Source organism: Bacillus sp. 0209A (assembly GCF_036765095.1).
In the GTDB taxonomy this organism is placed as follows: domain Bacteria; phylum Bacillota; class Bacilli; order Bacillales; family Bacillaceae; genus Bacillus; species Bacillus subtilis_G.
On sequence record NZ_JBAIZV010000002.1, the window covers coordinates 483,474 to 505,737 of the forward strand.

Here is a 22,264-nt window from a genome sequence, read left to right on the forward strand (position 1 = left end):
GCCAGCAGTGTCTTCCCTGAAATCGTTCATAAAACATCCGCAAAAATTTGTAAAGAACTTAATGTGCTTCCAACTTTTTTTCTATATTTTATGATAATATATATAATTAGGGCACAATGTGGATATTTACTGTGAAACAGATTTTCAAGGAGGATATAAATAGATGTTTGCAAGGGATATTGGTATTGACCTCGGTACTGCAAATGTACTGATCCATGTTAAAGGTAAAGGAATTGTTTTGAATGAACCTTCCGTAGTTGCACTTGATAAAAACAGCGGCAAAGTGCTGGCGGTTGGCGAAGAGGCAAGACGAATGGTTGGACGTACACCTGGGAATATTGTTGCGATTCGCCCGCTGAAAGACGGAGTTATCGCTGATTTTGAAGTAACAGAAGCAATGCTCAAGCATTTTATTAACAAGCTGAATGTAAAAGGCCTGTTCTCAAAACCGCGCATGCTCATTTGCTGCCCGACGAATATCACATCCGTTGAGCAGAAAGCAATCAAAGAAGCTGCAGAAAAAAGCGGCGGTAAACATGTGTACCTTGAAGAAGAACCTAAAGTTGCCGCTATCGGCGCGGGTATGGAAATATTCCAGCCAAGCGGTAACATGGTTGTAGACATCGGAGGCGGGACGACGGATATCGCGGTTATTTCAATGGGCGATATTGTCACCTCCTCTTCTATTAAAATGGCTGGGGACAAGTTTGACATGGAAATCTTAAATTACATCAAACGCGAGTACAAGCTGCTGATCGGCGAACGTACTGCGGAAGATATTAAGGTTAAAGTCGCAACGGTTTTCCCAGACGCACGTCACGAGGAAATTTCCATTCGCGGGCGGGACATGGTTTCCGGTCTTCCAAGAACAATTACAGTAAACAGTAAAGAAGTTGAAGAAGCCCTTCGTGAATCTGTCGCTGTTATTGTGCAGGCTGCGAAACAAGTGCTTGAAAGAACACCGCCTGAACTTTCCGCTGATATTATTGACCGCGGTGTTATCATTACCGGCGGAGGCGCGCTCTTAAACGGCCTTGACCAGCTGCTTGCAGAAGAGCTGAAGGTACCGGTCCTCGTCGCTGAAAATCCTATGGATTGCGTAGCCATCGGCACAGGTGTCATGCTTGATAATATGGACAAGCTTCCTAAACGCAAACTAAGCTGATTTCACAAACCTCATTCTGAAAAAGAATGAGGTTTTTTTATGGAAAAGCCTTCACGAATGGATGATAAATGACGATAATAGGATAAAATACTGATTTTTATTATAGAACGAACGTTCCTATATGACAACTGGAAAATATGCCATTTTAGAGGTGGGAAATTTGTTAAAAGGATTATATACAGCAACATCCGCAATGATTGCCCAGCAGCGCAGAACGGAAATGCTTTCAAATAATATCGCAAACGCCAATACATCAGGATATAAAGCAGAACAAGGCTCCATGCGCGCCTTTCCTGAAATGCTGCTCAGCAGAATAGAATCAAAATCTCCGGCCGGAACATCGAAGACAGAAATCGGTTCTGTGAATACCGGTGTGTATATGCAGGAACTTAAGCCTCTTTTCACACAGGGAAGCCTTAAGTCCACAGATCAGCCTACAGACATCACATTGGTCGAAAATCAAGTGCCGGTTCATGCGGAAACCAATGAAAACGCGGCCCTTTTTTATCCGGTTCAGACAGCGGACGGAATCCGTTATTCAAAAAGCAGCACATTTTCACTAAATGAGAATAATCAGCTGACGATCAATGGAAATCCTATTTTATCAACGGATGGCCAGCCAATCACTGTTGATAATGAGAATTTCACTGTGTCTGAAAACGGTACTGTGACAACGAACGGGCGGACAGCCGGCCAGATTGATGTCAGAATGGCGGAGGATGTCCGCGATCTGAAACGGGACGGAAATGATTTGTACAGCACGGCGGACGGGAATGATCTGCCAAGCGCAGCTGGAAATAACCAGGTCTCCTATTCATTAAACCAAGGCGTCTCTGAGCTTTCAAACGTGGATGTGACAAGCGCCTATACAGAAATGACTGAAGCGTACAGATCGTTTGAGGCCAATCAGAAGGTGATTCAGGCTTACGATAAAAGTATGGATAAAGCAGCCAATGAAATCGGAAAAATCTAAGATAACGGAAGAAAAAACGGGGGACATCAACTATGCTCAGGTCAATGCTAACGGCATCAACAACCTTAAACCAGCTGCAGCAGCAAATTGACACAATCAGCAGCAACCTTTCAAACAGCAACACAACCGGCTATAAGGCAAAAGATACGAATTTTTCTGAGCTTGTCAGACAGCAATTCGATCAGGTTGATGAAAAAAATGAGGACGTGGCAAAAGCCCGAAAAACACCGCCCGGCTTGCGCCTTGGCGTTGGGGCGATGATGAATTCACGCCTTGTGTCTGATCAGGGAAGCATTCAGAAGACGGATCGCGACCTGGATATCGCGTTTACGTCTCCATACCAATATCTTCAGGTGAACGTAAATGGAAACCGCCAGTACACGAGGGACGGAGCACTGTATGTAACGCCTTCAGCTGCGAATGCCAACCAGCTTCAGCTCGTAACTGGAAATGGGCATCCGGTGCTTGATGAAAACGGCAATACAGTGAACATCGACAGCTCAATGAAAAATATCACCATCAATGAAACCGGCACCTTAACCGCATCTGACGGAAACGCGGTCCAGCGGTTTAATCTCGGAGTTGTCCAAGTGAATAACCCTCAAGAGCTGAAATCGGAAGGGAATAACCTTTTCTCTATTGATAATGCGGCAGCTTTTGAAGAGCTGAATGGCGCTAATAGACAGGACATCGGCATGCAGCAGGGTTCGCTTGAGATGTCCAATGTTGATATTTCAGAACAAATGACAGATTTGATCACGTCCCAGCGTTCCTATCAGCTGAACAGCAGAACGATTACAATGGGAGATCAAATGCTCGGTTTAATTAATTCAGTCAGATAATAAGAAATGGGCGTTTTCAATCAGCCGCGCATGATAAAAAAAGCGGCTTTTTCGAAATCGTCCTTTTTTTTGTAGTATTCCGTGATGTCTTCTAAAAGCACTTCTAAATCCACCCAAGCTTCAATTTTTTCTAACTCAAGCACATATTCGAGCAGCAGATCATAGGGGTCTTCAACTGATGTATAGAGCGCCTCAAGCGTTTTTAATTTTAAATAAATGGTTTGAATGTCTACCTTTTCAGATAATTCTTTCCCTTTTTGCAGGATGGCTTTCGCTTCTGTGATCTGTCCTGTTTTAAAAAGCGCTCTGACAGATTCGTACACACAGTGCAGATACGAGACTGGAGAATTCGTTTCAAATTCTTGATTCTTTAATACTTTTGTAAAGTAAAGAAGCGCTTCCTGGTCTTTTTTTTCGGTCGCTTTTAAAAAGCCAAGATTATAATAAGCGTGGCATAGCAGGTTTTCGTCATGTAATTGCCGGGTTTTCCTAATGATTTCTTCGAAAAGCTGCTCAGCTTTTTCATACCGTTCTTGATCAATATAATTAACGGCAAGCAAAAGCTTGCAGGTGATCACCTTTTTGATATAGCCGAATTGTTGTAAATAGATGTCTAATGCTTTTTTGACGTATTGGATGGAAAGCGGCGGTGATTTCATCAAGTAGTAGGCGCCGGCAGTTTGATAATATAAATCAGCGGCTTCAAACGTGTTTTGGATGGCGGCCAGGTACTGTTCAGCTTTTTTAAAATGATTCACTGCATGTTTCGGAGCTGTTTTTACCATTTCGTATAATCCTGAGAAAAAATACAGATAATATTTCAATTCATCATCCATTTTGTCTTCCAGACCGTATAGATCATCGAACAATGCATTAAGTCCGTTCTGGTTTTCGAAAAGCAGCTGATGGCGGGCCTGAAACAATTGATAACGCATCCAAAGTTTTGTGTTCTTTTTGAACTTCGGAAGGTGCTGGTCAATTTTTTCTTTCACTGAGCAAACGTGATTCATTTTGCGTTTGCTTATTGCGGAATACCACTCGTTTAACATGTTTTGCATCCTTTTTTCAATAAACTTCGAAATCATTTTCCTACCTCTTTGCTATTGGTAAAATCTATAATTATCATATCATAACTATTGACGGCTCTCATTGACAGTTGGTTACATCTTAGCGCCTGTTGAAAAAGAGTTTAATTCATAATATACTTTTCAAATGTACAGAATGGATCTTTGATGATTGCTATACATACTAATGCAGATGAAGGAGATGTCAAGAGAATGCTTGATACTCAGCAAATTAAAGAAATTATTCCTCACCGTTATCCGTTTTTGCTTGTAGACCGGATTACGGAAGTTGAAGAGGGCAAACGGGCAAAAGGCTATAAAAATGTAACCGCAAATGAAGAGTTCTTTAACGGACATTTTCCTCAGTATCCGGTCATGCCCGGCGTGTTAATCGTAGAAGCGCTTGCTCAAGTCGGAGCTGTTGCGATGCTGATTAAAGAAGAAAACCGCGGCAGACTGGCATTCTTTGCAGGCATTGATAATTGCCGGTTTAAAAAACAAGTCAAGCCTGGTGATCAGCTTCATCTCGAAGTGGAAATCACTCGTGCGCGCGGAACAATCGGGCGCGGAAAAGGCGTTGCTACAGTCGATGGCGAAGTCGTTTGCGAAGTCGAACTGACTTTTGCTCTCGGAGAGTAAATGAAAAAAGGCAGATGGGCAGCGGCACATTTGTCTTTTTTCTTTCAAAACATGAGAAAGCAGGTGATTGTATGTGGAATGAATTTAAGGCTTTTGCTATGCGCGGAAACATCGTTGACCTCGCGATTGGTGTTGTAATAGGAGGCGCATTCGGAAAGATCGTCACATCTCTAGTAAATGATATCATCATGCCTTTGGTGGGCTTGCTGCTGGGAGGGCTTGATTTTTCAAACCTTTCGTTTACATTTGGCGATGCTGTAGTGAAGTACGGCAGCTTTATACAAACGATTGTGAATTTCTTAATCATATCGTTTTCCATTTTTATTGTGATTCGGATTTTAAATGGATTAAGGCGCAAAAAAGAAGCAGAAGAAGAAGAAGCGGCGGAAGCGCCGGATGCTCAAGAGGAGCTGCTGAAAGAAATCAGAGATCTGCTGAAGCAGCAAACAAGGTCGCCGGAATAAAGAAAACCGCCGTTCAAACGGCGGTTTTTTAATGAAGAACATACTTCTTCAAAATGTCCATAGTGGTGCTTTTTGCTTCTGTTCCGGTTCCGTCAATGTTCGTCACGAAACTGTACGCCCCGTGCTCGGTTTTGACAAAGCCTGTATACCAGCCGATGCCAGAGCCAGAGCCAGTTTTTCCATAAAGAATATAGTGATCTTCATCTTCCTGAACCATCATCCGTTTTACCGTCTTCATGACGTTTTTGTCAAATGGGAGTTTTTCTTTGTATAACGATTCCATAAAATCTGTTTGTTCTAAAGGAGAGATTTTGAGAGTGCTGCTTAGCCAGAATTGGTCAATTCCGCCGCTGATGTCTTGGTTGCCGTAACTTATTTTTTCAACCCATTCTTTCATTCGCTTTTCTCCGATGTCCCGGGCCATTGCTTGGTAATACCAAACAACTGAATATCTCATAGCGGAGCCAAGCGTGTGGTCTTGGTTCCAAACGTCGAGTTCCCGTTTGACGCCGTCCCAGTATTTGATGTCATATTCATCTTTAACAGCGCCTGTTTGTAATCCGATAAGCGCATTAGGAACTTTAAATGTCGACTGCGGCGCAAATCTTTGTTTTGCGCGCTGATCGTTGTAGACAAAGGTTTTTTCGTTTTTTAGATCCCGCAATATAAAAGTGCCGTCGTAATCTGTGAAGAATTCATCAACCTTCAGCTTTTTCGAATTTGTGTTTTTCTCAGCAGCTTCTGCTTCTGTAGGTGTCTGTAGACTTGATGTCATGAGGAGAGCCGCACCGATAAGTGATAAAAAGATTGCTTGCATCTTTCGCTTACTCATATTTTCACCTCTGCACCTGAAGAGGGGACATGTCCCTCTCATTTATATTTTTTGCTTAAACGCCTCAATCAGTTTTGTTCCTGTATAGCCCTCTTTTACAAGGGATTCCAGAAGGGTTTCAGTGCCATGCTGTTTTCTTGTGACCATTTGTCCGTAGATTAAAACCTGTATGCTTTCTTCCAGTTTGACAATATTTTTCACTGCCGCTGTCAGCTGGGCGGGGCGATTGCTTTTTTTCGTGATCGTTACAAATACTGTGGCTTCAGTTTGGCTGTTTTGAAGCTGTTCAAAAAAAGACAGGTGCTCTTTCGCTACAAGCGCTTCAATCAGCCAGTGATTTTCACCGTCTTCTTTATTTATAATCAGTCCGTCAATAAGGGGAAACTGTTCAATTGATTTCTCTTCCTTGTCCACTCGTTCCACATTCAGGTCAACTAGTTTAAAGGTTTTCATTTCTATTCTCACCCCGATTACTTCCAAAGATTTCTTGCCTTCCATTATAACATAAACGTTTTAGAGGAAAAAACGTGCAATGCCGGGACTAAAGAACTTTGTATTGGCGAAACATTTAATAATTTCAATTTTTTCATTATACTGTAACTGACTATGGATTACGGAGAGATGTGTATGAATCAATTTCGCTTAAAAGAAATTTATATTGACGGCACTCCTTCTGAAAACTGTTTAATTCAAAAGGAAGTAACATATATGTTAAGCCGTAAAGAAGTTTTTGAGGTCCATCTGAACAAAAAAAGAAGGATAAGCTTTTTATACGAAACGCAAGACGGCATGGAGCAATATAAAATCGAGCTGTCAATGCCGGAAAAAAAACTGAGCTTTCAGTGGTTTGCGTGGGATGGCTCTTCCTATGTGTGTATGAATACGCAAAATTGGCTGACAAAGCAAATATTTTTCCGGTTTTTAAAAAGTACATATTTCTTTAAAGGGAAAAAACAAAAGATGTTTTTAGCTGAAGGAAAAATGAAAACAAAAGATAAAAACAGAGGCTGAAAGTCATTTTTAAGCGTTTTTCTTTTCTCATTGCATCATCTACAATACATATAAGCGCAAGGAGAGGAGGAATCGCATGTTCAATCAGGTTATGCTTGTCGGACGTCTTACAAAAGATCCTGAGCTTCGCTACACTTCCGCCGGTGCGGCAGTCGCACACGTTACGCTCGCGGTAAACCGCAGCTTCAAGAATGCTTCAGGTGAAATCGAGGCCGATTACGTCAATTGCACGCTTTGGAGAAAAACCGCTGAAAACACAGCGTTATATTGCCAAAAAGGTTCTCTCGTCGGCGTTAGCGGACGGATTCAGACAAGGAGCTATGAAAACGCAGAAGGCGTTAACGTGTATGTAACAGAAGTGTTGGCTGACACTGTTCGTTTTATGGACCCTAAACCCCGTGAAAAAGCTGCCGATTGACAAACCCCTGATCCTCCCGTTTTCTATCCTTTCACGATTATTAGAATCTCCGCATCATCCCCTCAAAATTGACCAGTCGACCAGGCTGGTCTTTCTTTTTATGATATTTAGGATAAATTGGTTCTTATGATGCATTTTTGCTTAAAATCACTTAAAATCATTGATTGTATTTCTCGGAAAACTTATAATCACTTAAAGATGATAGATCAGAAAAGGAATGAGGGCGTGTACCAAGAAGAAAGATTAGTAGCGATTTTGGATTTTTTAAAACAGCATAACCGAATTACAACGGAGCAGATCTGTACGCTTCTTCAAGTCTCAAGAGATACAGCCAGACGGGATCTTGTGAAGCTGGAGGAACAGAATGCCATCATCCGCACAAGGGGCGGTGCCATTTTGCCGACTGTGCATCAGAAAATTCAAAGTTATTCCGGCCGCCTGAATACAGTGTCCGAGGAAAAAAGCGAGATTGGCAGGCTTGCCGCATCGCTCATTCATAATGGTGACCGGGTGATTTTAGATGCCTCTACAACCGTTCAGGCATGTGCAGAACATATGAATGCGGATGATTGCACGGTGATTACCAACTCGATTAATCTGGCCGAAGTGCTGTCCGATAAAGAAGGAATTGAAATCTACCTGTTGGGGGGCAAACTGGAAAAGGAGCACCGCTTTCTGTACGGTGCCTCTGTGATTGAAAAGCTCTCAAGTTATCACGTCGATAAAGCGCTGATCGGTGTGGTCGGCATTTCTGAGCATGGCATTACAATTGCACATGAAGAAGATGGCATGGTGAAGCGAAAAATGATTCAGCAGGCAAAGCAGGTGATCGCGCTTGCAGATCATTCGAAACTGGGAAGTACCAGTTTTTATCAGTATGCGGAGCTGAGCGAAATCGATCTCTTGGTCACAGACAGGCTGCCGAATCAGGCATTTTGTGATTTGCTTGACCGTAACGGGGTGGAACTTCTCGTAACAGAGCAGGATGAAGAAAGGGCTGACAAACGTGAAATTAATTGCGATTGACTTAGATGGAACCTTACTCAACAGCAAGCATCAAGTAAGCTTGGCAAATGAAAACGCGCTGCGGCAGGCGCAGCGGGACGGCATTGAAGTGGTGGTGTCAACTGGGCGCGCTCATTTTGACGTCATGTCGATTTTTGAGCCGCTCGGGATCAAAACGTGGGTCATCAGCGCGAACGGCGCCGTCATTCACGATCCTGACGGCAGGCTTTATCATCAGGAAACCATTGAGAAACAACGGGCGTATGACATTCTCTCATGGCTTGCGTCGGAAAACTATTACTACGAGGTATTCACAGATTCAGCCATTTATACGCCGCAAAACGGCAGAGAGCTTCTTGAAGTTGAACTGGACCGATTCAGAAGCGCAAATCCGGAGGCGGATCTTTCTGTCCTTATGCAGGCGGCCGAAGTGCAATACAGCCAATCGGGCTTCGCTTACATTGGCTCGTTTCAAGAGCTGTTTGAAACTGATCAGCAGATCGATTTTTATAATATTCTCGGTTTTTCTTTCTTCAAAGAGAAGCTTGAGGCAGGCTGGAAAAGATATGAACATGCTGAAGATTTAACACTTGTCAGTTCGGCTGAGCATAACTTTGAGCTTTCTTCCTGCAAAGCTTCCAAGGGGCAGGCACTGGCGCGGCTTGCGGAACGGCTGAATATTCCGATCGAAGAAACCGCGGCTGTCGGTGACAGCTTAAATGACAAATCGATGCTGGAGGCTGCGGGAAAAGGTGTAGCGATGGGCAATGCGCGGGAAGATATCAAAGCGATGGCCGACGCTGTAACCTTGACCAATGACGAACACGGCGTCGCACATATGATTAAACATTTACTGTAGGTTTATATGCTGCATCAAAAGTGCATCCTATTAATAACCGGCGTAACGGATTCTCTGGACATTCCGGCGTGACGGCTACGAACGGAAAAAAGCTGGCTCTTTCAAAGAGCCAGCTTTTTTATAGTCGTGATCATCGCGCTGAGGCGCTTAATGTAAACAATTCTTCGAGTGCCTGTGTGGAAAGCTCGGTAATCCAGTTTTCACTTTGGATAATTTGGTCGTTCAGGGTTTGTTTCGATTCAAGCATGACATCAATTTTTTCTTCGATTGTTCCCGTCGTAATCATTTTATGAACGTGGACAAAGCGCTCTTGGCCAATGCGGTATGCCCGGTCAGTGGCCTGGTTTTCAACCGCCGGGTTCCACCATCTGTCATAATGGATGACGTGATTGGCGGCGGTCAAATTGAGCCCGGTGCCTCCAGCTTTTAATGAAAGAATCAGTGTCGGGTATTCTTTCTTCTGGAATTTCTCAACGAGTGTATCCCGCTCCTGCTTGGAGAGACTCCCGTTCAAAAATTGCACGGGTTCGCCGAACGTTTTTTCAAGCAGCCGTTTCATCATGTTCCCCATCTGAATGTATTGCGTGAAAATGAGGCAGCTTTCGTTTTGGGCGCGGATCGCCGTCATGAGTTCCAGCAATTTTTCGAGCTTAACTGATCTGCCGGCCAACAATTCGGTCTGATCTTCCTTTAAATAAAGCGCGGGATGATCGCATATTTGTTTAAGCCGTCCGAGCATGCTGAGGATCAGCGCTTTTCGCTGCATGCCGGTCAGTGATGTCATATGGTCAAATGTGTCTTTGACAAGCTGCTCATAAAGTGACGCTTGTTCGGCTGACAGCGGGATAAATTCTTTTTCTTCCAGCTTTTCAGGAAGATTAAGCGCGACCTCTTCATCCCGTTTCGTCCGCCTAAGAAGGAATGGCCGGATTAATTGTTGAAGCTGTCCGATTCTTTTTTCGTCCCGGTCTTTTTCGATCGGCAGCACATAGCGTTTATGGAAGCCCGTCAGACTGCCGAGGTAGCCTTTATTCATGAAGTCAAAAATGGACCACAGCTCGGTCAAACGGTTTTCCATTGGCGTTCCGCTCAGCGCGATATGGTGAAGCCCTTTAAGCTTTCTGATTGCGCGTGATTGCTTCGTATGCGCGTTTTTAATATTTTGCGCTTCATCAAGACAGATTGTGTTCCATGTCACAGAAGACAGCTCTTCCGAATCGGCATGAGACAGTCCGTATGAAGTGAGTACCACATCTGCGTTTTCGTAATGCGCGTCGAAATCATCACCTTTTGGCCGGCGCGGCCCATAATGGAGCGCTACAGTCAGGTCAGGAGCAAAGGTTTGAAGCTCCCGCTGCCAGTTGCCGAGTACGGATGTCGGCGCGATAATCAAATTCGGCGTTTTTTGCCGGCCGCTTTCCTTCACGTGAAGGAAATAGGCGATCATTTGAATCGTTTTTCCAAGGCCCATGTCGTCAGCCAGACAGGAGCCAAAACCGCTTTCCCGCAGAAACAGCAGCCAGTTCATGCCGTATTTCTGATAGGGGCGGAGCGTGCCTTTGAAAGAAGGACTGACTTCGTGATCCGGCAGGTTTTCAGCGGCAGTAAGCTTCCGAATCAGTGACCGGAGCTGTTTGGACAGATCGAATTGAATGCCGGCAAAAGCGGATGTATCAATCAGATCTGAATCCTCAAGCCCGCCTTCCTCTTGATCCATTAGTTCTCGCGACAGAATATCAGACATGTGGAGTCCTTCTGATTCCGCTTTTTCCATCAGGCGTTTCATCTGTTTGATAAACTGCGGATCAATTTTGACCCATTGCCCGCGGATATTAACAAGGCGCCTGTTGCTGGCGACAAGCTCATTAAATTCGGCCTCAGTCAGCTCAATTCCATTTGTTGCAAACCGCCAGTTGAAATCAAGCAGCGCATTCATGCCGACAAATGACTCGCCGCGTGGGGCGGATGACACCTTTGCCTTCAGCATCATGTTGCTGTCTCTGACAATTTGCCACCAGGACGGCAGGAGGATTTCAACGCCCATATCGACAAGCGTTTCACTCGCTTCTGACAGAAAGATCCAGGCTTCTTCCTCCGAAATCAGAGTGGTCCCGGAATCAAATGACAGCCACGGAACCGTTCTGTGAAAGCGGTCTTGCTCACGCGCGATTTTATCGCTGTGCGCCTGCCATGATTTTTTGAGGCTTTTCAGCCCGTCAAAGAATTCAACAGCGCCGTTCTTTTTATCGCGTAAAAACAGTTCGATTTTCCAATCGTCTCCGTCAAAATCCGGCTCATTTAAGCGCAGGCCGACTGTAAATGGAGATCGATCGTCAATCCAGCCGATGCCTTCAAGAAAATCCTCTTCATCAAGAAAATGTCCGCGGAATGACGTGACCGCAGGCGATTTCTCCTTGATGTGCTCCCATTTCTCCTGCAGGTCATCGTCGTATTGGACGTAATCCTGCACTGCGGCGGAAAACCAATCCGCCGTAAAGCCATCCAGCATATTATCGCGGTCCTTCCAGCGAAAAACACCGTTTGTCCATGCTTCATAGTCAGGCAGATAATCACCGTCTGCGATAAATTCATAGATGGTTGATGCCGCCTCAATCAGCGGCTCCGTTTCTTCTGTAAGCTGCACGGAGCTGAATGAGTTGAACGAGTTTTTGCCGAGAAGCTCTACAGTCATCCATGGAGAAAGCAAAACAGCGGTTGTCCCGATGAAGCTGACATCCTCAAGAAAGGTTCCGTAAAATGAGGATTCATGCCATTGGAACAAATGCCTCTTCATATGGCTGTAGGGAAGGGGCTGCTCATTCTCATCAAAGGCTGAGAGCGTAAATGACCCATCTTCCATTTGTTCGACGTGAATGAGTATTTCTTTAAGACTCGCCATCAATCAACTTTCCTTTCTGCAGTTCTTCTTGAAGCGCGCGCAGGCGCTTATAATGCGAGCTCAGCTGCTGAATATACCGCTCCCACACCTTCAATTTCTTCGCTTTTCTGTACAGGGTGCGCAGTTTTTTTAAATGCCGGGCGGCTTCCTTGTACGAGCTGCGGTTTTTCTGATCGATAAAAAAGGCCACTTCTCTGTGGTAAGCCGGGATAAGCGCCTCCGGGTCGCCCGCTGCAATTTCTTTCAGCATCATTTTATCCATTTCATAGATGGAAAAGCCGACAAGGCTGTGAATTTCGATCCACTCGGCATATCGTTTTTGCTCATATAAATGATGGCTGTATTCTGTGAACGTATACGGCAGGCAGCCTGCAGCATAGCGTTCAAACAGCGCTTGGTCATTGGTTTGCTTCACATAGGCATTCAGCAGAAGAAACAGCTCGCCGATCACGTCGCGAATTTCTTTAAACGGCTTATCGAGTTTCGTATAACCCATCGCAATCGATTCAATTCGCTGATACCATGTTTTCAGCCTTTTCCAATCTTTTTTGGCAGTGATTTCACTCAGCCATTGAAACGTATATGGCAGCGCATCCGGCGGGAATTGACCAGCTTCCGCAAAAATAACATCATCATTCTTTTGCAGGAATTCCAAATGCAGGCGCCCGAATTGCAATTCAGGAGAAAAGCGCCGTCCAGCCTCTTTTTTCAAAATGTCCTGTTCACGTGCCACCCATTTTGGCCGCGACAGCAACGCGCTCCAAATTTCACCGAAAATGCGGATGCGTTCATATTGGAAAATATCTTCTTTCAAGAGCAAATGCCGGATAACATCGGGTGTTCTCTCCAAAAACGGATCAAGCGCGAATGACAGCGCGTATGTTTTTAATTTATCAATAGAGCTGTAGATCGTATCCATCAGCTGTTCAACATACGGATTGAGGGAATAAAAGTCTTGATCGGGGTTCAGTTTGCCCGCTTCAATCAATGTAAACATGCGAAGCCACACCGCAATCGCGGAATGAATCTGGTACAGGTTTTTTAGCTCCGGCTTGTTTGGCGTGTGCTTTTTTAAAGCGGACAGGTAGCCGTAATAGAGGCCCTGCATATTTTGGCTGCCTTCCGGCGTGCGCGCCTGCCAGAGAGAGAACTCTGAATCAAAAAAAGCAAGCCAGCTAGAAAGCGATTCTTCATTAGGAAGCACTTTTTCCTGAAATTGCCGGCGGACGAGTTCTTTGCTTTCCTCGAGCTTTTCCCTCTCCAGCCAATGCTCTGTAAAGGTACCCACTCGCTCGAACATTGCATATACATATAAAAAAACAGCCAGCATATGGCGGCAGATTCTTCTGGACGGACATGAACAGCCGCTTTTGGCTATGGCAAACAAGTTCAATGTGACCCGCACAGGCACAACATCCTGCACGTAAGCCGTAACTTCCGTCGGACTCACTGCTTGTAAACGATAGACTGAATCCTGCCGATATAAAATAAGTGCTTTTTTAATCAGCTGAACATGTTCCTCATTGTAAGGAAGCAGTTCTTTCAACTGTTCAGCGGATGCCAGCACATCGTCTTTGGAAATCATATTCTGAAGCATGATTATCGCTCCTAACCGAGTCACGTAATAAAAAGATCCAATTTCTCTATTATATCGCAACACATCGGCCTGAAAAAGTTTTTCCTAAAAAAGGACATAAAAAATGGGATGTGTCGAATGATGTATTAGAGATTGCAAATTGAGAATCAGCATCATATAATAATCGTGTTTTCAACTTAATGGAAGCTGAAAGGAACAAGAAGATGAGTGAAAAGAAATTGAATCAAGAGGAATTTCTGAAAATTTTGATGCATGCACATGAGATTGGTGAACGGTCATCTGAGATGACGACGAAGGAAATGCTTGAAAATTTAATTTCTCATATTAAAAATGGATATGCAACATAAGAATCCCGCACGCCTGATGCGGGGTTTTTTTATGCGAGAAGACGTGAACGCCTGAATGGAAGAAAAAGGGCATCTTTGTCAAGGTAGAAAATAGAGCGCTTTCATAAACGATCGCAACATAAGGTTTTGTAAAAAAATGTCGAATAATGTCACGTGAAAATCTGGAGAAATGCGGTTTCTACGTTGTATAATCGTATATGGAAAAGGATGCTATAAGAGATTTGGAGGTATCATGGGAGAATCTACTAGTTTAAAAGAGATATTATCAACGTTAAGAAAACGCATGCTTTTGATTATGATTGTAACCGCAGCTGCCACTGCTGCCGGCGGACTTATCAGTTTCTTCGCACTTACACCCATCTATGAAAAATCAACTCAGATTCTGGTCAATCAATCGAAAAACGACCGAAAAGAAGTCCAATTTAATGATGTCCAAACCAATCTTCAGTTAATCAATACGTATAACGTCATCATTAAGAGCCCTGCCATCTTAGACGAAGTCATTAAAGAGATGGGCCTGTCGATGACCTCTCAAGAGCTGAATGACAAAATTACCGTATCCAGCGAGCAGGACTCCCAAGTGGTCAACATATCAGTCAAGGATGTAAATGCGGAAACAGCGGCTCATATTGCCAATACCATCGCATCTGTCTTTCAAGACAAAATCACAACCATTATGAATGTTGACAATGTCAGCATTTTGTCAAAAGCCGAGGTTTCAGGACATCCGTCACCTGTATCGCCAAAGCCGCTCCTAAACATTGCTATCGCGTTCGCGGCGGGATTGGCGGGAAGCATCGGACTGGCGTTCCTGCTTGAGTATTTGGACAATACGATCAAATCGGAAGAACAGCTCGAATCCTTGCTGGACATACCTGTTTTAGGGACGGTTTCCACCATTGCAAATGAGCAGAAAAAAGCGGCAAGCTTACACGGTATCCAATCTGAAAAAGCGGGGAGTGGGCATTTTGGCGCTTAAAAAAAGCAGAGGCTCTTGGATGCGCAGGAATGTCATTGCGATGACAGAGCCGAAATCCTTGAACTCTGAACAATATAGGACGATTCGTACGAATATAGAATTTGCTTCAGTGGATCGTCAAATGAAATCAGTGATGATTACATCGGCCTGTCCCGGAGAAGGAAAATCAACAACGGCCGCTAATCTTGCTGTCGTATTTGCCCAGCAGGGAAAAAAAGTGCTCCTGATTGACGCTGATTTGCGAAGACCAACAGTACATACAGCCTTTCATCTTGAAAATATAATAGGTTTAACATCTGTTTTATTAAAGAAAAGTTCACTGGAACAGGCTGTACAAACATCTAATGAAAAACAGCTTGACGTGCTGACGAGCGGCCCGATCCCGCCAAACCCGGCCGAGCTTCTCTCCTCAAAGTGGATGAAAGAACTTGCCGACGAGGCGTGTGCGGCATATGACATGGTCATTTTTGATACGCCGCCTATTCTCGCTGTAGCGGATGCACAGATTTTAGGGAGCGTGGCAGACGGTTCTATTTTGGTTATTTCAAGCGGTAAAACAGAAAAAGAACAAGCCGCAAAAGCGAAAGAGGCACTTGAATCGTGCAATAGCAAGCTCCTTGGGGCGATTATGAACGGCAAAAAGTTTTCGAGGGATTCTGCATATGGATACTACGGAAACAAGGATAACTTCATACAAAATAAATAACGTGCATCTTGCCCGTTATTTATTTTTGCGGAAAAAGGGGGCTAAGACATGATAGATATCCACTGTCACATTCTTCCTGGAATGGATGACGGGGCAAGCGTTTCAGCTGACAGCATAGAAATGGCAAGAGCCGCTGTTCGTCAGGGAATCCGGACGATTGTAGCGACACCGCATCATAAGAACGGTGTGTATGAAAACGAGCCGGCGGCAGTCAGAGAAGCGGCAGATCAGTTAAACAAACGTTTAATCAAAGAAAATATCCCTTTAACCGTGCTTCCGGGGCAGGAAATCAGAATCTACGGCGATTTAGAGCGGGGCCTTGCTGAACGGCAGCTGCTCTCGCTGAATGATACAAAATACATCCTGATTGAGTTTCCGTTTGATCAGGTTCCCCGCTATGCGGAGCGGCTCTTTTATGAGTTGCAGCTGAAAGGATATATTCCGGTTATCGCCCATCCTGAACGCAACAGGGAAATTCGCGAAAACCCATCCTTGCTGTATCATCTTGTGGAGAAAGGAGCGGTATCTCAGATTACTTCAGGAAGTCTTGCGGGGACTTTCGGAAAACAGATGAAAGCATTTTCTCTCCGGCTGGCTGAAGCCAATTTGATTCATTTCGTAGCCTCAGATGCTCATAATCTGAAAACAAGAGACTTTCGCTGCCGGGAAGCCCTTGATGTTCTTGAGAAAGAATTCGGTCGGGAATTTCCTTATATACTGACGGAAAACGCTGAGCTTCTCCTGCAGAATCAGACGATCTTCAGACAGCCTCCGCGGCCGGTCAAGAGAAGAAAATTATTTGGGCTCTTTTAAACAGCCGGTTCTCATTTCACCACTTCCTTTCTGTGCGCGATATAATAGTATATTGTATGATTGAATCACATTTCAGAAATCTGTACAGGCTGAACCCGACAGGCTATGCGGGAGATCATCCGCATTCATGATAGGATGTTCTCATACGATATTATGGAAGCTGCAAAGCAGCAATTTAACTGTTGGAGGGAAACAATGAATATAACAGTCATCGGAACAGGCTATGTCGGTCTTGTGACAGGTGTTTCTCTTTCTGAGATTGGATATCATGTAACCTGCATTGATATTGACGCTCACAAGATTGATGAAATGAGAAAGGGCATTTCCCCCATATTTGAACCGGGTCTTGAAGAGCTGATGAGGAAAAATACAGCTGATGGACGGCTGAACTTTGAAATGAGCTATGAGAAAGGCTTGGCACAGGCAGACATTATTTTTATAGCGGTCGGTACACCGCAGAAAAGCGACGGGCACGCGAATCTGGAGCATATTACAGATGCGGCCAAACGCATCGCCCGGCATGTCAAACAGGATGCCATCGTGGTAACGAAAAGCACAGTGCCCGTCGGGACAAACGATTTGATTAAGGGGCTGATCACTGAACATCTTGCGGCGCCTGTCAGCATTTCGGTCGCGTCCAATCCGGAATTTTTACGTGAAGGGTCAGCGATCTCTGACACGTTTCATGGCGATAGGATCGTGATCGGAACAGCGGATCAGACAACAGCCAAGACGCTTGAGGAGCTTTTCCGCCCGTTCCAAATTCCGATTTATCAAACGGATATCAGAAGCGCCGAGATGATCAAATATGCCTCAAATGCTTTTCTGGCCACTAAAATCAGTTTTATAAATGAAATTTCAAATATATGTGAAAAGGTCGGCGCCGATATTGAAGCAGTCGCGTACGGCATGGGACAGGATAAGCGGATCGGGAGCCAGTTTTTAAAAGCGGGCATAGGTTACGGCGGCTCTTGTTTTCCGAAGGACACAAACGCCCTCGTGCAAATTGCCGGCAATGTCGAGCATGATTTTGAGCTGCTGAAATCGGTCATCAAAGTCAACAACAATCAGCAGGCGATCCTGGTAGATAAAGCGCTGAACAGGCTCGGCGGGGTGACGGGAAAAACGATTGCCCTTTTGGGACTGTCATTTAAACCGAATACAGATGATTTGAGGGAAGCGCCGTCGATTGTCATCGCAGACCGTCTCGCTGCGCTCGACGCCCATATGAAAGCCTATGATCCGATTGCCGCGGACCATGCAAAGCGTGTTCTGCCAGAAGCCGTTGAATATAAAGAGACAATCGAGGAAGCTGTCAAAGGCTCTGACGCCGTCATGATTTTAACCGACTGGGCCGACATTAAACAATTCCCGTTAGCGGCCTATCAGAACTTGATGGAAACGCCGCTCATCTTTGACGGCAGAAACTGCTACACATTGGATGAAGCAGCCGCTGCAGGGGTGGAATATTATTCTGTGGGACGGAAGGCGGTTGTTCCAGCAGGTGCAATTCAATAGTTGGAAAAGAGAAAACTGGCTGGGAGCCGGTTTTTTTCTTTTCTGCTAAGGTCTAAAACGAAAAATAACAAAAGCAGAATGTACTCTTACAACAAGAGATAGATCATCAATATCTGTCTCTTTCAAGTGCCTTTATAACTATGACTTTAGGTGCTTCAATATCATAAAGCGCTTTCATTAGCTGTATAACGAACAAAAACAAGATCATAGACCTACACATAGAGAGTGTTATACGCCTAAATTAAGCCATTTACCCTATTTATGCCGCCTTCTGGCTATTTTAAAATATAATATATGGAAATAAAGTATGGAAAAGTCTATCTTCATCAGCTCCTCCATACGACTTTTTGAGTATTAAGAGGTGATTCAGATGGGTTATGAAAGTAAGCTGGCGGATATCAAAAGTTCGCTCAACGGAAAAATTTCCGATATCGAAGACAAGATCGAAAAGCTGAAAAAAGCAAAAAAGGACATAGACACACTGCAAGAAGAGGCCATTACAGAAATCAAAGACATTGTGAAACCGGAATTGGGCAAGCACTGGACGGGAACAAAAGCGGATGATTTCGACAAGGGCAGAGAAGAGGCGAAATCGGAAGCTTCCAAGATTGTGAATGATAAGTATAACGAGTATATGGCTTCGATTAGTGGTGAAATTATTAGTCTAGAATTAAATAAAGCCACTTATGCGACGGAATTGTTCATAGCAAATGGTGCAGCAGATCTTCTTAAAAAGGGAGAAGAATTCGCGGAAGAAGTCGGAAATACAATTAGACAACTAAAATGGTGGTGATCTTTTTTTATGTCAGAAATTAAGCTGAAATACGATACTGTTATTAAAACATTGGATTCTGTCAAAGATGCGCTGGCTGGTGTATCAATCGGCGCCGCCGGATCCAATGGCAAGAACAACCTGGAATATACAAAAAAGTACCATGAGCGCGAGGCAAGCATTAAAACCATGCTGGGCGATTATAAAAAAGCTGTCCAAAAAAACATAGAAGACACGAAAGACAATGTTGATTCACTGAAGGAGCAGGACGAGGCAATTGGCGCAAAATAGCATAGAAAGGGCTGTGCAATGAGTAAAGTATTTGAATCAAAGACTTTAATCGAAGAAGCGAAGAGCAGAAAAAAGCAATATGAAACGCTTGAAGAGCAGTTAGAAACCCTAAAAAAAGCGTTTCAGGCTGTAGCCAATCTAGGCCAAGATTTTACAGGGAAAGGCGCAGACAACATCAAAGATTTTTTTCAAGGACAGGCTGATATTGTAGACACGTGGCTGAAACTTGTCTCAGCCCAAATCGCTTTTTTAAAAGGGATTTCAGGGGATATCAAAGAAAAAGAATTGAAAGATCATTATGTGGAAACGTCATATCTGGAAAATGAGCTGACAAACGGGAGTTTGAAAGCGTCTGAAATCGTCTCCGCGCACAAATTGGAGATTGATAACATTCTCGCCGATCTTGTCGGCATTTTGGATTTATCCTCTTATTCTCTTAACGATTACGCAGACAAGATGTACGACGCACAAAAAATCCGGCGCGATACGATTACAGCGGTTGATGAACTGGACGAGTCACTGACCACAGAATATCAAAATCTGCAGTCGCTCGATAATGCCGTGCTTGCTAAGTACACCGCTTTAATGCAAGCAACAAGCAAAGGAAAAAGCGCCTCTCCCATTCACTACAACAAAAAAGCATTCACCTCAAGCGAAGTGTATAAAGGTACGATAGAAGCGGAAAAACAAGCGACTTCTTATATTGAGGCGAAAGAACAGCAAGCAGAAGCAAGACGCCTTCAAGAAAAAGCGGAAGAAGAAGCGAATAAACCATGGTACGAAAAAACATGGGATGGCGTCTGCACCTTCACAGGCGAAGTCACCGGCTATTATGATACGATAAGAGCAACCGAAGGCTACGATCCTGTCACAGGAGAAAAACTTTCCACAGCCGAACGCGTCACAGCCGGCGCCATGGCAGCCGCAGGATACATCCCGGTCGTCGGCTGGGCAGGCCGCGCCTTCAAAGGCGGAAAAGCCATCTACAAAACCGGAAAAGCGGCTATCGCAGCCGAACACGCATTAGATGCCTACAAAACCGGAAAATCCCTAGATATTCTTAAAATGTCAGAAATGGGCGCATACGGCCTTGTTGCTTCTAACGGATTCTCAGAAGCTGTTACTGGACGGGATATGTTTGGCAACGAAGTGTCAGAGGAGAAGCGGAAGCAAGGTGGGCTGGAAGCGGCTTTGAGTTTAGTTGGTGCAGGTGCGCTGGCGAAACATGTAGATAAAGGCATACCGCTTGCAACTCATTCAAAAGTCCAAAAAGCTAACAAGACATTAGAAAAAGTAAAACAATTCAAAGTCCCAACAAACGTCCGCGTGTACGCAGAACGCCCTGTAACTCCGGATGGCTCCACGTTCGGAATCCCGTCAGTCCGTGTAGATGTAGAAAAGACGGCTGTGAAGGATCTTGGGATTGTGAAGATGGCTAGTGGTGGTAAAGGTAGTAAGGGTACGGGTAAATCTACTAAAGATGTAGATAAAATTGATTACGGTGCTTATTTGAAAAAGAATATAGGAAATCCACCAAGCGACATGTATGATCCCCATGCACATCATATTGTATTTAAGAAAGGAAATGGGAAAGCACAAAAGGAACTAGTGAAAGAAGGTCAAGATATATTAAGAGAATATGACATTGACCCGATTTTGGGACTTGAAAACTTAGTTTGGGCTCCAAATAGAGTTAAAGGTCAACATGGGATTGAAGCACTTAGGAATGTTGTAGAGAATATTAAAAAAGTAAGGGATGCTGGTGGAGACAGAGATGATATGGTGGAAATGCTTGAGAAACTTGGTGATATTGCAAAAAGGAGGAAATAGTTAAAAAATGGATAGTAAACAAGTTGCAAAAGAAATTCGTTCTGCTATAAAAGAAGGCAACGTTGAAAAGGTAGTTGAACTAATCGGTTCTAATTCTGATCTTTTAAATATGATGACTCCTTTCGGATCGTGGCTTCATGTCGCAGCTTCTAGAGGAGAGTTAGGGATAGTTAAAAAACTAGTAGAGCTTGGTGCAAATATTAATATGCAAGGCGGAGTATATGGTGGTGGAGCATTGAACGAAGCTGCTTCTGCAGGGTATATTGATATAGTTAGATACTTATTATCCTGTGGAGCTGATATGGACGTTAGTGAACCGGAAAGAAATCCATTGTTCGGTGCAATTAGTAATGGTTATATAGATATTGCAAAACTATTAATTGAAAAAGGTATAGATATAGATATTAGGTATAGTGGAGAAGCTATGAAAAATATAGATGCACTGGCTTTTGCAAGGGAACAAGGACAAAAAGAAATCGTTAAGTTGTTGGAAAGTCAAAGAGAAGAAGTTACTACTATAATTGAATCAAACGATAATAATCAAGATCATCATCATGAGATTCTAGAGCGTGTGGTTAAACACTTTGGTCCTGTGAAAAACAGTATAAGTGAAACTTTTCCTGGTAGTAGAGTATCTGTAAATATTCACATAATTCCTCCATCTCTGAATCAAAATTTTGTAACGCTTGTTACAACAGGTATGAGCGATGAACCTATGGACTATTCAAAAGAGGAAAGCATGTTCAAATATGCAGAATTGCTACTAAAATTGCCTTCAAGTTGGAAAGTTGAGGAAGACAATATGAAAAATGAAGACCACTATTGGCCTATTGGTTGGCTAAGAAAAGTGGCTCATATTCCTCATATTTATGACGGATGGCTTGACGAAGGTGTTATTCTTCCAAATGGAGAACCCCCTCAGTCATTTGCATCAAATACAAAGTTATCATGTATAATGGTATGTCGCCCTCAAGAATTGGGTCTAGATAAAGTCCATACTAAACAGGGAGATATAAAAATTTTTTCGCTCGTTCCTATTTATGAAGAAGAAAGAATTCTTGCTTTAGAAAAAGGATATGAGTATCTACTTAAAAAAATGAGTGAGCAAGGGATTACCGATGTTTTGGACATACACAGAATAAATGTCGGCATATAGCAATAATAAACTAAGTAAAAATCATGACGCATGGAAACTCCATGCGTTTTTTATATCCTAATTTGCAAGAAACTTAAGTACGAA

General features: G+C 43.8%; 22 protein-coding genes and 1 pseudogene. 18 read left to right on the forward strand and 5 right to left on the reverse strand.

Annotation, left to right across the window (positions count from 1 at the left end; translation table 11 throughout):
* Nucleotides 1-163 precede the first annotated feature (163 nt).
* The 3 genes from mbl (at nt 164) to flhP (ending at nt 2,980) form a co-directional block, all read left to right on the forward strand.
* A complete protein-coding gene (gene mbl, locus V6D44_RS07700) occupies nt 164-1,165 on the forward strand; it encodes a cell shape-determining protein Mbl (RefSeq protein ID WP_003221803.1) in 1,002 nt (333 codons plus the stop codon).
* Nucleotides 1,166-1,325: 160 nt separating this feature from the next.
* A complete protein-coding gene (gene flhO, locus V6D44_RS07705; protein WP_289348493.1) occupies nt 1,326-2,138 on the forward strand; it encodes a flagellar hook-basal body complex protein FlhO in 813 nt (270 codons plus the stop codon).
* Nucleotides 2,139-2,170: 32 nt separating this feature from the next.
* Nucleotides 2,171-2,980: a flagellar hook-basal body complex protein FlhP gene (gene flhP, locus V6D44_RS07710; RefSeq protein ID WP_289348491.1), complete on the forward strand. Its 810-nt coding sequence runs from the start codon at nt 2,171-2,173 to the stop codon at nt 2,978-2,980.
* A 20-nt stretch (nt 2,981-3,000) separates the two neighbouring features.
* Here the strand turns inward: flhP and V6D44_RS07715 are convergent, their stop codons facing one another.
* Nucleotides 3,001-4,065: a response regulator aspartate phosphatase gene (locus V6D44_RS07715; protein WP_087992652.1), complete on the reverse strand. Its 1,065-nt coding sequence runs from the start codon at nt 4,063-4,065 to the stop codon at nt 3,001-3,003.
* Between the two features lie 192 nt (nt 4,066-4,257).
* Here V6D44_RS07715 and fabZ point away from each other — a divergent pair, with 192 nt between their 5' ends.
* The gene (gene fabZ / locus V6D44_RS07720) at nt 4,258-4,683 is read left to right on the forward strand and encodes a 3-hydroxyacyl-ACP dehydratase FabZ (RefSeq protein ID WP_003235662.1); all 426 of its coding nucleotides are present in this window, start codon (nt 4,258-4,260) and stop codon (nt 4,681-4,683) included.
* Nucleotides 4,684-4,754: 71 nt separating this feature from the next.
* Nucleotides 4,755-5,147, forward strand: coding sequence for a large conductance mechanosensitive channel protein MscL (mscL, locus tag V6D44_RS07725; protein ID WP_087992808.1), 393 nt, complete (start codon nt 4,755-4,757; stop codon nt 5,145-5,147).
* Nucleotides 5,148-5,175: 28 nt separating this feature from the next.
* Here the strand turns inward: mscL and blaOXA are convergent, their stop codons facing one another.
* A complete protein-coding gene (blaOXA, locus tag V6D44_RS07730; RefSeq protein WP_087992651.1) occupies nt 5,176-5,979 on the reverse strand; it encodes a class D beta-lactamase in 804 nt (267 codons plus the stop codon).
* A 42-nt stretch (nt 5,980-6,021) separates the two neighbouring features.
* The gene (locus V6D44_RS07735) at nt 6,022-6,432 is read right to left on the reverse strand and encodes a YwpF-like family protein (RefSeq protein WP_087992807.1); all 411 of its coding nucleotides are present in this window, start codon (nt 6,430-6,432) and stop codon (nt 6,022-6,024) included.
* 174 nt (nt 6,433-6,606) lie between these two features.
* On the opposite strand from V6D44_RS07735, the gene ywpG reads away from it, so the two are divergent.
* The 4 genes from ywpG to V6D44_RS07755 all read left to right on the forward strand — a co-directional run bounded on the left by ywpG (nt 6,607) and on the right by V6D44_RS07755 (nt 9,272).
* Nucleotides 6,607-6,990 carry a DynA interaction protein YwpG gene (gene ywpG, locus V6D44_RS07740; RefSeq protein WP_087992650.1) on the forward strand — a complete coding sequence of 128 codons (384 nt, stop codon included), beginning with the start codon at nt 6,607-6,609 and terminating at the stop codon, nt 6,988-6,990.
* 76 nt (nt 6,991-7,066) lie between these two features.
* Entirely contained in the window at nt 7,067-7,408 is a 342-nt protein-coding gene (gene ssbB / locus V6D44_RS07745; protein ID WP_014665657.1) for a single-stranded DNA-binding protein SsbB, read from the forward strand.
* A 225-nt stretch (nt 7,409-7,633) separates the two neighbouring features.
* Nucleotides 7,634-8,434 (forward strand): transcriptional regulator GlcR, encoded by an 801-nt coding sequence (gene glcR / locus V6D44_RS07750; RefSeq protein WP_087992806.1) that lies wholly within the window; start codon nt 7,634-7,636, stop codon nt 8,432-8,434.
* Complete coding sequence (locus V6D44_RS07755; protein ID WP_333516484.1) at nt 8,415-9,272, forward strand: Cof-type HAD-IIB family hydrolase; 858 nt, start codon at nt 8,415-8,417, stop codon at nt 9,270-9,272. The genes glcR and V6D44_RS07755 overlap by 20 nt, the downstream gene beginning before the upstream one ends.
* 130 nt (nt 9,273-9,402) lie before the next feature.
* Here V6D44_RS07755 and V6D44_RS07760 read toward each other — a convergent pair whose 3' ends face one another.
* Nucleotides 9,403-12,171 (reverse strand): DEAD/DEAH box helicase, encoded by a 2,769-nt coding sequence (locus tag V6D44_RS07760; RefSeq protein ID WP_087992649.1) that lies wholly within the window; start codon nt 12,169-12,171, stop codon nt 9,403-9,405.
* Entirely contained in the window at nt 12,158-13,768 is a 1,611-nt protein-coding gene (locus V6D44_RS07765; RefSeq protein WP_087992648.1) for an SWIM zinc finger family protein, read from the reverse strand. Before V6D44_RS07765 ends, V6D44_RS07760 begins: the two co-directional genes overlap by 14 nt.
* Nucleotides 13,769-13,971: 203 nt before the next feature.
* On the opposite strand from V6D44_RS07765, the gene V6D44_RS07770 reads away from it, so the two are divergent.
* The 9 genes and pseudogenes from V6D44_RS07770 to V6D44_RS07815 all read left to right on the forward strand — a co-directional run bounded on the left by V6D44_RS07770 (nt 13,972) and on the right by V6D44_RS07815 (nt 22,180).
* Nucleotides 13,972-14,115 carry a hypothetical protein gene (locus V6D44_RS07770; RefSeq protein ID WP_003221769.1) on the forward strand — a complete coding sequence of 48 codons (144 nt, stop codon included), beginning with the start codon at nt 13,972-13,974 and terminating at the stop codon, nt 14,113-14,115.
* Nucleotides 14,116-14,347: 232 nt separating this feature from the next.
* Nucleotides 14,348-15,094, forward strand: coding sequence for a YveK family protein (locus V6D44_RS07775; protein ID WP_087992647.1), 747 nt, complete (start codon nt 14,348-14,350; stop codon nt 15,092-15,094).
* Nucleotides 15,084-15,800, forward strand: a complete 717-nt coding sequence (locus V6D44_RS07780) for a CpsD/CapB family tyrosine-protein kinase (protein ID WP_087992646.1) — start codon at nt 15,084-15,086, stop codon at nt 15,798-15,800. The genes V6D44_RS07775 and V6D44_RS07780 overlap by 11 nt, the downstream gene beginning before the upstream one ends.
* 48 nt (nt 15,801-15,848) lie before the next feature.
* Complete coding sequence (locus V6D44_RS07785; protein ID WP_087992645.1) at nt 15,849-16,613, forward strand: tyrosine-protein phosphatase; 765 nt, start codon at nt 15,849-15,851, stop codon at nt 16,611-16,613.
* Between the two features lie 195 nt (nt 16,614-16,808).
* Nucleotides 16,809-18,131, forward strand: a complete 1,323-nt coding sequence (gene uglF, locus V6D44_RS07790; RefSeq protein ID WP_202327930.1) for a UDP-glucose 6-dehydrogenase UglF — start codon at nt 16,809-16,811, stop codon at nt 18,129-18,131.
* Nucleotides 18,132-18,501: 370 nt separating this feature from the next.
* Nucleotides 18,502-18,924, forward strand: coding sequence for a YwqH-like family protein (locus V6D44_RS07795; protein WP_087992643.1), 423 nt, complete (start codon nt 18,502-18,504; stop codon nt 18,922-18,924).
* Between the two features lie 9 nt (nt 18,925-18,933).
* A complete protein-coding gene (locus V6D44_RS07800; protein ID WP_087992642.1) occupies nt 18,934-19,194 on the forward strand; it encodes a YwqI/YxiC family protein in 261 nt (86 codons plus the stop codon).
* Nucleotides 19,195-19,212: 18 nt separating this feature from the next.
* Nucleotides 19,213-20,430 (forward strand): annotated as a pseudogene (locus tag V6D44_RS07805) (ribonuclease YeeF family protein); the annotation flags it as partial.
* A 601-nt stretch (nt 20,431-21,031) separates the two neighbouring features.
* On the forward strand, nt 21,032-22,180 hold the full coding sequence (locus tag V6D44_RS07815) for an ankyrin repeat domain-containing protein (RefSeq protein WP_333516392.1): 1,149 nt from the start codon (nt 21,032-21,034) through the stop codon (nt 22,178-22,180).
* Nucleotides 22,181-22,264 lie beyond the last annotated feature (84 nt).